Below are 13,997 nucleotides of genomic sequence, written 5' to 3'. Positions count from 1 at the left end.
GCCGGTTCGCGCTCCCCTCGCAACGAGGCACCCCGCAACGGCAAGGTGCCCTGGCATATGGGAGCGGCCGCAATGTCGATCAGCCTGTTCGAGCTCTTCAAGATCGGCATCGGGCCCTCGTCCTCCCATACGGTCGGGCCGATGTGGGCGGCCCGGCGCTTTCTCGATCGGCTCGACGAGCGCGGGACCAAGGACCGTGTGGCGAGCGTCGTGGCCGAACTTTACGGCTCGCTGGCGCTGACCGGCGTCGGCCATGGCACGGACAAGGCCGTGATGCTCGGCCTTCAGGGCATGCGGCCGGACCAGATCGATCCGGACGCTGCTGAGGAGGCCTATGCGCAAATCCGCGAAACCGGGGAAATCGCTTTCGACGGCAGGCGGAAAATGCCGTTTCGCGACGGCGAGGAGCTGACCTTTCACAAGCGCGAGCGTCTGCCGCACCACCCCAACGGAATGCGGTTCGTCGTCTTCGACGAAAGCGGCGCGGAATTCGACCGCGCCGACTATTATTCGGTCGGCGGCGGCTTCGTTCTGTCGGCCGAAGAGGCCAGCGATGAGACTCCGGTCCTAAGAAACGCCGTCGCGCCCTATGAATTCGCCAATGCGGCCGAATTGCTCGTCCATTGCGACGAGGAAGGCTTCGCGATCGCCGATCTCGTTCTCGCCAACGAAGAGACCTGGCGTTCCCGCGCCGAAGTGCGGGCCGGCATCCTGTCGATTCGCGACGCGATGATCTCGTCGATCGAGCGCGGCTGCCGGATGGATGGCTGCCTGCCCGGCGGGCTCAAGGTCAAACGCCGGGCCAAGCTGCTTTATCAGGATCTCCTTCACCGACCGGAGCGGGCGCTGCGCGATCCCTTGACGACGCTCGACTGGGTCAATCTCTATGCTTTGGCCGTCAACGAGGAAAACGCCGCCGGCGGGCGGGTCGTCACCGCGCCGACCAACGGGGCGGCGGGCGTCATTCCTGCGATCCTCGCCTATTACGAGCGCTTCGTTCCCGGCGCCGACGACGAGGGCTCGATCCGCTTCCTCGCCACGACGGCGGCAATCGGGGCGCTCTACAAGCAGAACGCCTCGATCTCGGCGGCGGAGATGGGCTGTCAGGGCGAGGTGGGCGTCGCCTGCTCGATGGCGGCGGCGGGGCTCACCGCCGTTCTCGGCGGCACGCCGAGGCAGGTGGAGAACGCTGCCGAGATCGCCATGGAACACAATCTCGGCCTCACCTGCGACCCGATCGGCGGTCTCGTCCAGATCCCCTGCATCGAGAGGAACACCATGGGCGCGGTCAAGGCGATCAACGCCGCGCGCCTCGCCCTCAAAGGCGACGGCACCCACTTCGTCTCCCTCGATCAGGTCATCGAGACGATGCGCCAGACCGGCGTCGATATGAGCGAGAAATACAAGGAGACCGCCTTGGGAGGCCTCGCCGCCAACGTCACGCTCTGCTGAGCGCTGAGCGCGGGCCGGGCGCGGCCGATGGGCTTTTCAGCATATCCCGCACGCTGGCTACCAGCGCGCGGGCCGCGGCGGCCTGTGACGGGCCGGGCGTTCGCGCCAGCATGACGATCTGCGAGGAAGGAAGGGCCGGCAGGCCCCATGCGGCTGGAGCCTCTGGAAGGTCGCCGCCGACGAGCCGGCCGAGCGGGGCGATGCCGAGGCCCGCCCGCACCGCCGTGACCAAAGCGAGGCAGCTTCCTCCGACGAAGGCTTCCCGAAAGGGCAGGCCGGCACGATCGAGCGCCTTTGCGGCAACGGCGCTGACACCGCAGGGCGGCGGAAGCCAGACGACGGGGACCGGCCCCTGCGGCGCCGACCATACCGGCGGCACCCGCCAGACCAGCGGATCTTCTCCGAGGACTTCACCCTCGTTCGCCTGCCCCTCGCGCCGAACGATGGCGATATCGATCGAGCCTTTGTCGAAGAGCGCGCGGATGTCCGCCGACTGACCGATCCGCAAGGCAAGCGGCGTGCGCGGTGGCAAGGCGATCTGCAGGCGATGGAGAACGGCGTCGAAGGCCGTGCCGAGCGCATGGTCGCTGATGCCGAGGCTAAGGGCCGGCGGCCGATCGTCTTCAAGTCGCAGCGCCTCGTCATGGGCGGCGAGCAGCTGGCGCGCCGGCCCGAGAAACGCCGCGCCGGCCTCGGTCAGGTGAAGATGCCGCGGGCTGCGGTCGAGAAGCTGCCTTCCGAGCCGCTTTTCCAGGGACTTGATCCGCTGGCTGACGACGGGCTGCACCGTTCCGGCTGCCTCCGCAGCGCGGGTGAGATTGCCGTATTCGGCGGTCAGCACGAAGAGGCGGACGGACTCGAGATCGAGCATCATACAAAAACACGATCATAGATATTATTCATCATAGGATTGTATGATGGTAATGGAAAGTCAAAATCGGCGTCACACCCCATGAAGGAGACCCGAAATGCCGATGATCACCATTCGCTTCGTCACGCCGAGCCAGCGCCCCGAACTGCCGCCACGCATCGCCGCACTGGCGGCGCGCCTCAGCGCCGAGATTCTCGGCAAGGACCCCGAAGTGACCGCCGTCCTGGTCGAGCCGGCCGAGCCCGAAAACTGGTTCGTCGCCGGTAAGCGGCCGACGGATGGGGGGCTTTCGGCGTTCTGGCTGGACATCAAGATCACCGCCGGAACGAACACCAGAGCCGAGACGGCAGCCTTCGTCAAAGCCGCCCATGCCGAGATGCAGACCCTGCTCGGCCCGGTGCACGAGGAATCCTATGTCCATGTCCACGCGACCGACGGAGACGCCTATGGCTATGGCGGTCGGACGCAGAACGCGCGCTGGGCGGCGGCGCATCCGGGCTGACAGGCGCAGCCGGGCGCTTACTCCTGCGGCGTGCGCGCGACGAACTTTTCGTAGACGAAGCCCCTGTTTCCCCTATCGGTCTCGACTTCGCACCAGCTCTGGCATGACAGGATCTTCAAGGCCTCGCCCTTGGCGAGAACGGCGACGATGGTCCCGTCATTGGTCGGCTCGGCGCGCAGATTGACCGAGGCCGTCGCCCGCCCTTCATTTGCGGGCAGAGCGGCCGTCTCGCCGGATGGAAGAGCGGCGCCGGCTGCGGCATTGCCGGGCTCTGCCGTCTCTCCAAGGAGAGACGGCCTCGGCGTTTCCGCCTTGCTCGCTGGCGTGGTGGCGGCTTGCGTGGACGCGATCAGGATCGACGGTGAGACCGCGACGAAATCGCCGATCGGGGCGGATGTCGCATCGGGGGCCGGCACGACCATGGAGGCCGCCGGAGTGAGTGCGCCTGGGACGACGACATCGCTCGTCGTCGCGGGCGAACCGACGATGCTGCCCGTCGCCGTCGGATCGAGATCCGTGAAAGCCTCGTCCGGTCCGGATGGAAGCCGTAAGGCCAGGGCGGCGGCGGCCGGATCGATGGCGGGCATGTTGTTGGCGGCGATGCTGGTCTCGGCCCCGACGTCGGGGCGGGCTCCGACGGGGGCTGCGCCGCCGGGCGCCGCGGCGGGCCCAGACCAGGGAGCGCGCGCTGCCTGTCGGCGCAGCGATGCATCGTCGGGCAGTCCCGGCCCGACAGGTTGCGCGTAGGCCGAGGCGGTTTTTCGGCCAGCGTTGCCGCTGGTGCCGCTCTGCGACGGGGAGGAAGCACTTGAGGCGCTGCTGCGTGTGTCGTTCAGTGCCGCAGCGATCGAGGCCTCGGCCAGAGCTGCATCGGCTTCGACGGTGTCGCGCCTGCCCGCGGCAACGTCGCTACGCGCGCTCGCGCCGAGGGTTCCGTTTTCCGCGGTCCGGGCGGAGGAAGGTCGATGCGCTGCGGCCGGATTGCTGCGCGATGCAAGAGCGGACGGCGCGGGAGCTTCGCCGGGCAGGGGCGCCAGGGCGGACAATGCCAGGGGCACGAGAATGACGGCGGAGAGGCACGCCACCGCGACAAAGGAAACGATCGGCCGCTCGCTGAGGCCGCGCGCCGCCCCGCGCATCGCGGCGAGCGGCGCTTCCAGCGCAAGCTGCGGCCTGCGCGAGCCGGCCGCCGGGCGCATGCGCTTGCGCATCCGGCCGAGCAGCCGACGGTCGGCCTCGGCCGCGTCGAATGCGCGCCTGCGATCGATCAGGCGGCTACGAATCGTCTCCTCGCTGGGGCGATCGGCGCTGTGGCAGCTGTCGGCAAATTCTTTTCCGTCCCGGGACGGAAGATCCCCCGGTCGCATGGCTTCCCCGTCTCTGTGTCGATCCCCTCGGCTGCCGCCTTGGCGGCTGAGCGCGCGGGGAACCGGACGGACCCCTGCGACGGCTGGACAGGCCGGTCGGCACCATGGCGCGTCCGTCCCATTCCGCATTATTGCGCCTGATCCCCGAAGCCTTCCCCTGACTTCGGGACCGCGCCGCCGCAAGTCCGCTTGGCATCCCTTTATTCGAATTTGATCTATTAAACATGGCAAAGGTCTGGCGCCATCCCGTTCGATCTCGGGACGGCGCCAGACCCTTTCGTCATGCGCGAGCGGCGTGGCCCATCTGGCCGGCCGCCGATCCGGGTTGCAGAGCTCAGGCGGCCCTTGCTGAAACCCCGGCCGGATCGAACCTTTGGTAGAAGGTCTCGCCCTTGTCGGCCATTTCCTTCAGCAGCGGGATCGGCGCAAAGCGCTCGCCGAACCTTGCCTCGAGCTTTTCACACAGGGCGACGAAGGCCTTCACGCCCATTCCGTCGATGTAGCTGATGGTGCCGCCGGTATAGGGGGCGAAGCCGAATCCGAAGATCGAACCGATATCGGCCTCGCGCGGATCGACGACGACGCCTTCGGCCATGGTGCGGGCCGCTTCGAGCGCCATCGTGACGAGGAAGCGCTGCTTCAGCTCCTCGAAATCGATGGTCTCGGGGTCCTTCTGCTCGAACATCTCCTTCAGACCCGGCCAGAGCTTTTTCTTCGCCGGCTTCTCGGGATAGTCGTAGAAGCCCTTGCCGGCTTTGCGGCCAAGTCGGCCACCACCGACCATCGTCTCGACCAGCTGGAAGTGGCGCGGATCGACGGCGTCCTCGCCCATGTCGCGCATGGTCGCCTTCATGATCTTCTGCGACAGATCGACCGCCGTCTCGTCGTTGAGGGCGAGGGGCCCGACGGGCATGCCGGCGAACTTGGCGGCATTCTCGATCATCGCCGGCGGCACGCCCTCGACGAGCATGTCATAGGCCTCGTTCATGTAGCGAAGGACGCAGCGATTGGCGAAGAAGCCGCGACTGTCATTGACGACAATCGGCGTCTTCTTGATGACGCGGATGAAGTCGAGCGCGACCGCCAGCGCCTTGTCGCCGGTCTTCTCACCGAGGATCACCTCGGTCAGCTGCATCCGGTCCACCGGCGAGAAGAAGTGGATGCCGATGAAGCGATCCTGATCGGGAAAGGCCGTGGCGAGGCTGGTGATCGGAATGGTCGAGGTATTGGAAGCGTAGATCGCATCCTTGGAGAGGACCTCGGCGACCTTCTTCGTCACCTCGGCCTTGACGTCGCGATCCTCGAACACCGCTTCGATCACGAGGCCGGCATCGGCGAGCTGGCCGTAGTCGGTGGTGGCGGTGATGCGGGAAAGAAGCTGCTCGCCCTTCTCCTGCTTCATCCGGCCTTTCGACACGGCGCCTTCGACCAGCTTCTGCGAATGTCCCTTGCCCTTGTCGGCGGCTGCCTGCTCCTGGTCGATCAGCACGACCTCCAGCCCGCCCATGGCTGCGACATAGGCGATGCCGGCGCCCATGAAGCCGGCGCCGATGACGCCGATCTTCTTCAGGTCGGTCGCCGGCACGTCCTTCGGCCGGCGGGCGCCTTTCGCCAGCGCCTGCGAGGAGACGAAGAGCGAGCGGATCATCATCCGCGCCTCGGTGGTGCGCAGCACCTCGGTGAAATAGCGCTGCTCGACCTTCAGCGCCGTATCCATCGGCAGCAGCAGGCCCTCATAGACGCATTTCACGATCGCCTTGGCCGAGGGATAGTTGTCGCTCGTCTCCTTGCGGTAGAGCGAGGCGACGGCGGGCCAGACCTTGGCGCCGGCCGGCGAATAGACCGGGCCCGACGGCAGCTTGAAGCGGTCTTCGTCCCAGGGTTTGACCGGCGAGACACCCTTTTTCAGCATCTCCTTGGCCGCACTGACGAGTTCGCCTTCCTCGACCACGGCGTCGATCAGGCCCATCTTAAGGGCGTCGTCGGCCGAAAGGGTCGAGCCCTTCATCAGCATCTGCAGCGCGCCCTGCGTATCCATCATGCGGGGCACGCGCTGGGTGCCGCCGGCGCCGGGCAGAATGCCGACCTTGACTTCCGGCAGGCCCATCTTGGCCGAGCGCGCCGCGATGCGGGCGTGGCTCGCCAGCGCCAGCTCGAAGCCTCCGCCCATGCAGGTGCCGTTGATCGCCGCGACGAAAGGCTTGCCGCAGGTTTCCAGCTTGCGCCAGATCCAGGACATCCGCCCGGCGCGCTCGAACAGCGTGGCGATCGCCGCATCGTTGTTCCTGCCGACCTCGGCGTAGAAGTCCTCGAACATCGCGCTGACCGATTTCAGGTCGGCGCCGCCGGTGAAGGAGCCCTTCTTGCCGGACGTGATCACCGCGCCCTTGACGGCGTCGTCGGCTGCGATCTGGTCGATGATCGCGTCGATCTCACCCGTTGCCTCGTCCGTGAAGACGTTCATCGAGCGACCCGGCATGTCCCATGTGACAAGGGCGATGCCGTCGGCATCGGTCTCGACGGTGAAGTTCTCGTAGGTCATGTCTGGCTCCCATCCCAGTCGCGGACAAACGTTGCTCCGCTAACAATTTATGTTCGGATTTAAGACGTTATCGGCACTGACGACCGTCTTGTTGAGATAGTTTCAATCTTTGCACTGCACCGTCGGCTTTTGCGAATGATGACAAGGAGACGCCTCATGTCCGCTCCGGAGTGCCCAGGCTGCCAGACCTCGAAGCCGCTCGACTTCGACTTCTCGATGGCCTTCCAGCCGATCATCGATGCGTCTGCCGGCAAGGTATGGGGCTATGAGGCGCTCGTCAGGGGTGTGGCGGGCGAGGGGGCGTATTCCATCCTCAGCCGGGTCTCTGACGAGCAGAAATACCGCTTCGACCAGGCGTGCCGGGTCAAGGCGATCGAACTCGCCTCGCAGCTTTTCCCGCGCCCCGACCTGCATCTGTCGATCAACTTCCTGCCGAACGCGGTCTATGAGCCCGCCGCCTGCCTGAGGGCGACGCTGGCGGCTGCCCGCAAGAACGATTTTCCGCTCGGCGCGATCATGTTCGAATTCACCGAATCCGAAGAGATGACCGACGTCGATCATCTGAAGCGGATCATCACCGAATACCGCAAGATGGGCTTCATCACCGCCCTCGACGATTTCGGCGCCGGTTATGCCGGGCTCGGCCTGCTGGCCGATTTCCAGCCGGATCTGATCAAGATCGACATGAAGCTCGTGCGCGACGTCAACCGGTCCCATGCCCGGCAGACGATCCTGTCGGCGATCCTCTACGTCGCCCGGGAACTGGACATCAAGGTCCTCGCCGAAGGCATCGAAACGGCGGCGGAGTTCAATGCATTGAAAGCGGCCGGCGTCCGGCTTTTTCAGGGGTACTACTTCGCCAAGCCCGCGTTCCAGGCACTGCCGGACCTGCAGATCGACGTCAGCGGGCCGGCGACGACGAAGATCCTTCTCGCCACCGCCTGACGCCGCCCGGTCGGACTGAACGCTTGCAACGCCCATCGAAGCGCCTCACACGCGCTCGATGATGGTCGCCGTGCCCATACCGGCGCCGATGCAGAGCGTGACGAGGGCCGTCTGCTTGTCCTGGCGCTCCAGCTCGTCGAGGACCGTGCCGAGGATCATCGCGCCGGTCGCCCCGAGCGGATGGCCCATGGCGATGGCGCCGCCATTGACGTTCAGGATCTTCGGGTCGATGTCGAAGGCCTGCATATAGCGCAGCACGACGGCGGCGAAGGCCTCGTTGAGCTCGAAGAGGTCGATGTCCTTCAAGGACATGCCCGAACGTTCGATGAGCTTGTTCGTCACGTCGACGGGGCCGGTCAGCATCAATGCCGGGTCCGAGCCGATATTGGCGAAGGCGCGGATGCGGGCCCGCGGCTTGACGCCGAGCGTTTCACCGCCTGCCTTCGAGCCGATCAGGACGCCGGCAGCACCATCGACGATGCCCGACGAATTGCCGGCATGGTGGACATGCTCGACCGCCTCGATTTCCGGATGGGCCTGGATGCCGACGGCATTGTAGCCGCCCATCTCGCCGATCTGGGCAAAGGATGCTTTCAGACTGCCGAGGGACTGCATGTCCGTCGAGGGACGCATATGCTCGTCCTTGTCGAGGATCGTCATGCCGTTCTGGTCTTTGACCGCGACGACCGAATTGGCGAACCGGCCCTCGCTCCAGGCCTTGGCCGCGCGCTTCTGGCTCTCCACCGCATAGGCGTCGACATCGTCACGGGTGAAGCCGTATTTGGTCGCGATGAGATCGGCCGAAACGCCCTGCGGCATGAAATAGGCCGGAATGCCGACGGATGGGTCCATGACCCAGGCGCCACCGGACATGCCCATACCGACGCGCGACATGGATTCGACACCGCCGGCGATCACGAGATCGTCGGCCCCCTGCGCCACCTTGGCCGCCGCCAGGTTGACCGCGTCGAGGCCCGATGCGCAAAAGCGCGAAATCTGCATGCCGGGCGCCGAAAAGGCGTATCCGGCCTCGAAGGCGGACGCCTTGGGAATGACGCTGCCGGCCTCGCCGACAGGATCCACGCAGCCGAAGATGATGTCGTCCACTTTGGCCGTATCGATGCCGTTGCGCTCGCGCAAAGCCTCGAGAACCTTCGCGCCGAGACGCACCGCCGGCACCTCGTGCAGCGAGCCGTCCTTCTTGCCGCGCCCACGCGGGGTGCGGACGTGATCGTAAATGTAAGCTTCGGCCATAAGCGTTGCCTCCTCTCCCGGGATCCGTGCCACACGCTCCACATGTTTGATGGATGCGTCGGCGACGGCGTCGTTTACATTGACGTAAACGTCAATCGATCCGATCGCAAGGGGTCGGCCGGGCGAGAGGCCGGACGCGTCTTCGAACGATCTGATCGGGGAGATTGGGAGAGATGGCTCGACGACAAGATGCGCCGCGCGAAGTCTGTGACCGCGATGCGGGACGTGGCGGGCGAAAGTGGCGGCCACGAGCTTGGCACGCCCACCGACGCGGCGTCGCCTCACACCGAGCTTCGCTGTCCGCTATGCCGTGCGGCGGAGCGACACCAGAATTGGTGTCGCTGCCTTACCGCCACCGAGCGCCGAAGGCGCCCGTTATTCGGCAGCTTCGCTCAGCCGTGAACGCGTGAAATCGATCGTCTTGTCCATCGCCTTGATCGATTCCTCGATCTCGCGCTTCTGTTCGAGCAGGATGTGGCGTTGCTCTTCGAATCGCTCAAGCGACACTTCAAGCTGCTTCCGCTTGCCGTTCGGCTGATGGTAAAGCTCAATGAGCTGCTTTGCTTCGGTGAGGGAAAAGCCAAGCATTTTCGCCAGCAGGATGAGACGCAGGCGGGTGCGATCGCGGCGGCTGTACAGCCGCGTCGTGCCGCGACGGGCCGGCGACAGCAATCCGCGATCCTCGTAAAACCTCAGCGTTCGCAGCGTGACACCGAATTCCTGCGAGAGATCGCCGATACGAAACGTCTCTTTGTCTGCACGGGGATCACCGCTCAGTCCCAGCAGAAAATCGATATCGACGGGTGTTTCTTCTTCCGGTCTTTCGACCGCTGATAGCTTTGACATTGTAGATTCCAACTTTGCCCCGAGGTCCAGGTCTCGCTGCCCGAAGGCAAGCCCCGAATCCCTCCTTAGAGGAATACCGATCCAATTGCGGTTCTTCAAAGACAGATTTGTAACAGAATGAAATCCGACTCCAGCTTCAAGCCGGCTTCCCGGTCTAATCCCTGACGAGCCGTGAGTGGGAAGATGCCTGTCCACCTTGGAGGTAGATGGCGCTTCTCATCGCGGTGCCAAGATGTGTCGCGGTGCAAACCGGGGCGGCGGGCCCGAGGCCCTCCAAAAGTCGGGAAGAGCTGGAAATGGCCGATCTTAAAGGGATGGAAGCGGAAAAGCGCGAGGTCACCGGTGGAACGACGTCGCTCGAAACGTTGAACCGGACCCTCGAAGAACTCGAGGCCCGACTGTCCCGGCTTACGGCAAGCCACGCACGCGCCGCGGCGGATCTCAGGCACCACGAGAGCGGCGCTTCCGTGCCAGGCGAGGCGGAAGAAGCCCCCGCGTCGATGCCGCGCCTTGCGGCGGGGGCAGGGCTGTCGTCGCCGCGGGCCGATCTGTCAAAGGCCGTTTCCGAAATCGTCACGCGCCAGCGCGCGCTCAATCGTCCTCAGCGTTCCCGGCACCCGAGCGAAGACGCCAGAGAGGCCTCCAGCGAGCGCAGACGCTCCTTTGCTGGCGAGGAGCGTGAGACGATCACCGAACTGCCCGTTGCCGATGCGGCCGCCGCCGCGCGCCTTGCGTCTCGTTCGCACCGGACGTCGGGGCCGACGATCGTCGAACAGCTCGAGCGGCTGCGCGAGGAACTGCGCACCGACATGGCAAAAAGCTTCCAGCCGCGCTTCGACGACATGCGCGAGGCGGTCGACGACCTGCGGCGGATGATCGCCGATCGGGCCAGCACGGACCGCATCGACGCCGAGATCGCGCGGGTCCACGAGGGCCTGGCGCAAATGGCGACGACCGGCGCCGACGAGAACGGCGTCAAGGGGCTGCGATCCGAGCTGGAATCGATCCGCACCCTGGTCAAGGACCTGGCCCGCGAGGAGAGCCTCAAGGTCGCCGACGAGAAATGGGACGATATCCGCGAAACCATCAACACCCGTGATGCCGCCAGCGTCACGGAACGCCGGGATATCAAGGACGAGCTGGAGCGGCTGAGGCTCTCGCTCGGCAGCCTCGCCAGCGAAGAGCATGTCAAGGCGTTCGAGCGGCGCTGGGACGAGTTCGAAAGCCGCTATCTCGACAAGCCGGAGCGCGAGGAAGGCCCCGAGATCGGCGAGCTTCTCAAATCCGAAATGGCCAGCCTTCGCGACAAGCTCGAGACGCTTGCCTCCGAACAGTCGGTGAAGGCCGTCGAGGAGCGTTGGGGCTCGCTCGAGGAGCGCTTTGCCTCCCGCGGCATCGAACAGAACATCGAGACGCTTTCGAGCCGCATGGAGCAGCTCGAACAGACCTTGAGCAAGCTGCCGGACAGCTTTGCGCTCGAGCCGATCGAGGCGCGTCTCAGGGCGCTTTCCGAGGGGCTCGAAGCGCTTGGCAACGAGCGGCGGGACGAGAGCGACGACGCGCATTTCCAGGCGCTCGACGAGCGGCTCGACGAGATTTCACGGGCGATCGTCGCCGCGGCCACGAAGGCGCCGCCGGTCGACATGTCGCCGGTCGAGCGCGTCGAGGCGCGGCTCCAGGCGCTGGCAAGCCGCGTCGACAGCCTCGGCGAGGCCGACGTCGACGCCATGTCGGCGCGGATCGCGGAACTCAACGATCGCATCGAGGGGCTCTCCAACGCTCCGGCGATCGCGGCGCTGGCCGAGCGGATCGAAGCCTTTTCCGCCCATCTCGAATCGCTGGCGGCCATTGGCGCAGCGCCATCGCCCGACGTCAGCGCGATCGAGGCGCGGCTCGCGGCCCTGAACAGCCGGCTGGAGGCATTCTCGGCTCCCGCACTCGATCCCGAGATCGTCGCGGCGCTCGAAGACCAGATCATCCGTCTGTCGGATCGGATCGCTGAGGTCGGAAGCGCAAGCGCCTTGTCCGATCCCGAACTCGACGAGCGGCTGGCGACCATCGAATTCAGGATCGAGGAAAACCGCGAAGCCATCATGGAATCGGCCGAGGCGGCGGCCGAGGCTGCCGTGCGTCGTATGGTCGAGGACGGCGACGGACGCCAGAGCGCCTATGTCGAGCAGCTGGCAAGCGATCTTCGCTCGCTCCAGGAAATGTCCCGGGCGAGCGGCGAGCAGAGCCAGAGCTTCTACGAGGCGATGCATGCGACGCTGTTGAAGCTCGTCGATCGGATCGATCGGATCGACACCGACCTCTCACAAGGCCGGGCGTCCGACAGTAACGAAGCGCAGACTGCCGCCCCGACCGACGCAGAGGAAGCACCGCGCGGGCTCCGCGCCATGCTCAAGCGCCGTGGCGCCAAGCTCCCCGTTGCCGATGTCGAGCAGAAAGATCACTCCGACAAATGGCAGGAGCCGGAGTTCGCAGACTATCCGGCCGAAGAGGAGCGGGCCGAGTATACGGACGCCGCCGACGGGCAGCAGGCGGAGGACGAACTCGAATCACAGGAAGCGAACCGCCCTCTCGCGGTCGGTTCCGGCCAGCCTGACATCGTCTCCCTCATCGAACGGGTCCGCGCCCAGCAGGCCGGCCGTGCAGAAGAGGACACCAACGGCAAGGCCGATTTCATCGCCGCAGCCCGGCGCGCCGCGCTTGCGGCCGCCGCGGAAGCCGACGCGATGCGCGCTTCGCCCGAGATCGATCCCGAGGCGACGACCAGCGAGGGGATCGCTGCCAAGATCAGCCGCCGTCGCAAGCCGATCCTTCTGGCGATCAGCGCTATTCTTCTGGCTCTTCTGGCTGTTCCCGCCGCCAAGGTCGCCACGCAGATCGTATCAGCTCCGGTTGCCTCCTCGTCCTCGCAGACGACCGCCGAGGGTGTGGCCGCGAGCGAGGATGCGCGGCCTTCGAGCGAAGCTGCCGAAGACGATGGCGCGGCGACAGACGCGGCGACAGACAATGCAACGGGGCAGGAGACGCAGACCGCAGCCGATGACACGGCCTCGGCGGCCTCGGGGTCTGCCGATGTCGCAGATCGGAAGTCGAGCTCCGATGTGCTGGCGCAACCGGCTTCTCCGACGGTGCCGAAGAACGGCTTTTCACTGGACGATGGGCCGGCCCAGGCCGGCTTTGCCACTCAGGAGGTCGCTCAGTCCGCCGCTTCGCCTGCCAGTGCTCCGTCGGACGACGGGCAGGTAGCCGAACCGGCCTCGGCCGCCTCGGCGCCTGCGAGCGAGAGCGTGCCGCAGGGCCCTGCCCAGCAAGCATCGATCGATTCTGCGGATCTTCCCACGATCCCGGAGGGTGTTGGCCCCGAGCCGCTGATCAACGCGGCGAAGGCTGGCGATCCCAAGGCGCTGTTCGAAATCGGTCTGCGGCTGATGGAGGGGCGTGCCGGCGCGCCGGATCCGGCGCTGGCCGCCAAGTGGTTCAGCCTTTCGGCCGACCGCGGATTTGCGCCGGCGCAGTACAGCCTCGGGACGCTCTACGAGAAGGGCAATGGCGTCGAGAAGGATCTGGCGAAGGCACGCGACGAGTATCTGAAGGCCGCCGACGGCGGCAATGTCCGCGCGATGCACAACCTCGCCGTGCTTTATGCAACGGGCATCGACGGCAAGTCGGCGCCGGCCAAGGCCGCCAAGTGGTTCGAGATGGCCGCGAGCTACGGCATGACCGACAGCCAGTACAATCTCGGCATTCTCTACGCCCGGGGCGCCGGTGTCGATCAGGACATGGTCAAGTCCTACAAGTGGTTTTCGATCGTCGCCAAGGAAGGGGACGCGGACGCCGCCGGCAAGCGCGACGAGATCAAGAAGGCGCTGACCCCGGAGCAGCTGAAGACGGCGGACGCCGAAATCGCAGCCTACAGCCCGCTGCCGCGCGACGATGCGGCGAACACGGTTGACATTCCCAAGGACTGGCGGGGTGACTCGGCCAAAACCGAGACCTCGTCGATCGACATGGCCCGTGCGATCCGCAATATTCAGGCGATCCTGATCAAGCTCGGCTACGAGCCTGGCGCGCCCGACGGCGTTATCGGCGACAAGACGACCAACGCCATCGAGGCCTTCCAGAAGGATTCCGGGCTCCAGCCGACTGGCAAGGTCGACGAGGCGCTGATCCGCAAGTTGCTCGAGCGCAAGGACGGCTGACAAAACGACG

General features: G+C 65.8%; 9 protein-coding genes. 4 read left to right on the top strand and 5 right to left on the bottom strand.

Annotation, left to right across the window (positions count from 1 at the left end; all coding sequences use genetic code 11):
* Positions 1-72: 72 nt before the first annotated feature.
* A complete protein-coding gene (locus J6595_RS03345; protein WP_209593047.1) occupies positions 73-1,452 on the top strand; it encodes an L-serine ammonia-lyase in 1,380 nt (459 codons plus the stop codon).
* Here J6595_RS03345 and J6595_RS03340 read toward each other — a convergent pair.
* Positions 1,439-2,326, bottom strand: a complete 888-nt coding sequence (locus J6595_RS03340) for a LysR family transcriptional regulator (RefSeq protein ID WP_245197590.1) — start codon at positions 2,324-2,326, stop codon at positions 1,439-1,441. The genes J6595_RS03345 and J6595_RS03340 overlap by 14 nt on opposite strands.
* 94 nt (positions 2,327-2,420) lie before the next feature.
* On the opposite strand from J6595_RS03340, the gene J6595_RS03335 reads away from it, so the two are divergent.
* The gene (locus J6595_RS03335; protein WP_209593046.1) at positions 2,421-2,825 is read left to right on the top strand and encodes a tautomerase family protein; all 405 of its coding nucleotides are present in this window, start codon (positions 2,421-2,423) and stop codon (positions 2,823-2,825) included.
* Between the two features lie 17 nt (positions 2,826-2,842).
* Here J6595_RS03335 and J6595_RS03330 read toward each other — a convergent pair whose 3' ends face one another.
* Together J6595_RS03330 and J6595_RS03325 are read right to left on the bottom strand one after the other, a co-directional pair.
* Positions 2,843-4,192: an SH3 domain-containing protein gene (locus tag J6595_RS03330; protein ID WP_209593045.1), complete on the bottom strand. Its 1,350-nt coding sequence runs from the start codon at positions 4,190-4,192 to the stop codon at positions 2,843-2,845.
* A gap of 334 nt (positions 4,193-4,526) precedes the next feature.
* A complete protein-coding gene (locus J6595_RS03325) occupies positions 4,527-6,734 on the bottom strand; it encodes an FAD-dependent oxidoreductase (protein ID WP_209593044.1) in 2,208 nt (735 codons plus the stop codon).
* Positions 6,735-6,890: 156 nt separating this feature from the next.
* Here J6595_RS03325 and J6595_RS03320 point away from each other — a divergent pair, with 156 nt between their 5' ends.
* Positions 6,891-7,679, top strand: coding sequence for an EAL domain-containing protein (locus J6595_RS03320; protein ID WP_209593043.1), 789 nt, complete (start codon positions 6,891-6,893; stop codon positions 7,677-7,679).
* Positions 7,680-7,724: 45 nt separating this feature from the next.
* Here the strand turns inward: J6595_RS03320 and J6595_RS03315 are convergent, their stop codons facing one another.
* Together J6595_RS03315 and J6595_RS03310 are read right to left on the bottom strand one after the other, a co-directional pair.
* On the bottom strand, positions 7,725-8,933 hold the full coding sequence (locus J6595_RS03315) for an acetyl-CoA C-acetyltransferase (protein WP_209593042.1): 1,209 nt from the start codon (positions 8,931-8,933) through the stop codon (positions 7,725-7,727).
* A 375-nt stretch (positions 8,934-9,308) separates the two neighbouring features.
* Positions 9,309-9,779 (bottom strand): MerR family transcriptional regulator, encoded by a 471-nt coding sequence (locus J6595_RS03310; protein WP_209593041.1) that lies wholly within the window; start codon positions 9,777-9,779, stop codon positions 9,309-9,311.
* Between the two features lie 296 nt (positions 9,780-10,075).
* Here J6595_RS03310 and J6595_RS03305 point away from each other — a divergent pair, with 296 nt between their 5' ends.
* Positions 10,076-13,987: a peptidoglycan-binding protein gene (locus tag J6595_RS03305; protein ID WP_209593040.1), complete on the top strand. Its 3,912-nt coding sequence runs from the start codon at positions 10,076-10,078 to the stop codon at positions 13,985-13,987.
* Positions 13,988-13,997: the final 10 nt, after the last annotated feature.

This window comes from Jiella mangrovi (genome assembly GCF_017815135.1).
GTDB lineage: Bacteria > Pseudomonadota > Alphaproteobacteria > Rhizobiales > Rhizobiaceae > Jiella > Jiella mangrovi.
The sequence above is the reverse complement of the archived record's forward strand: the minus strand, read 5'-3'. Positions and strand labels throughout refer to the sequence as shown.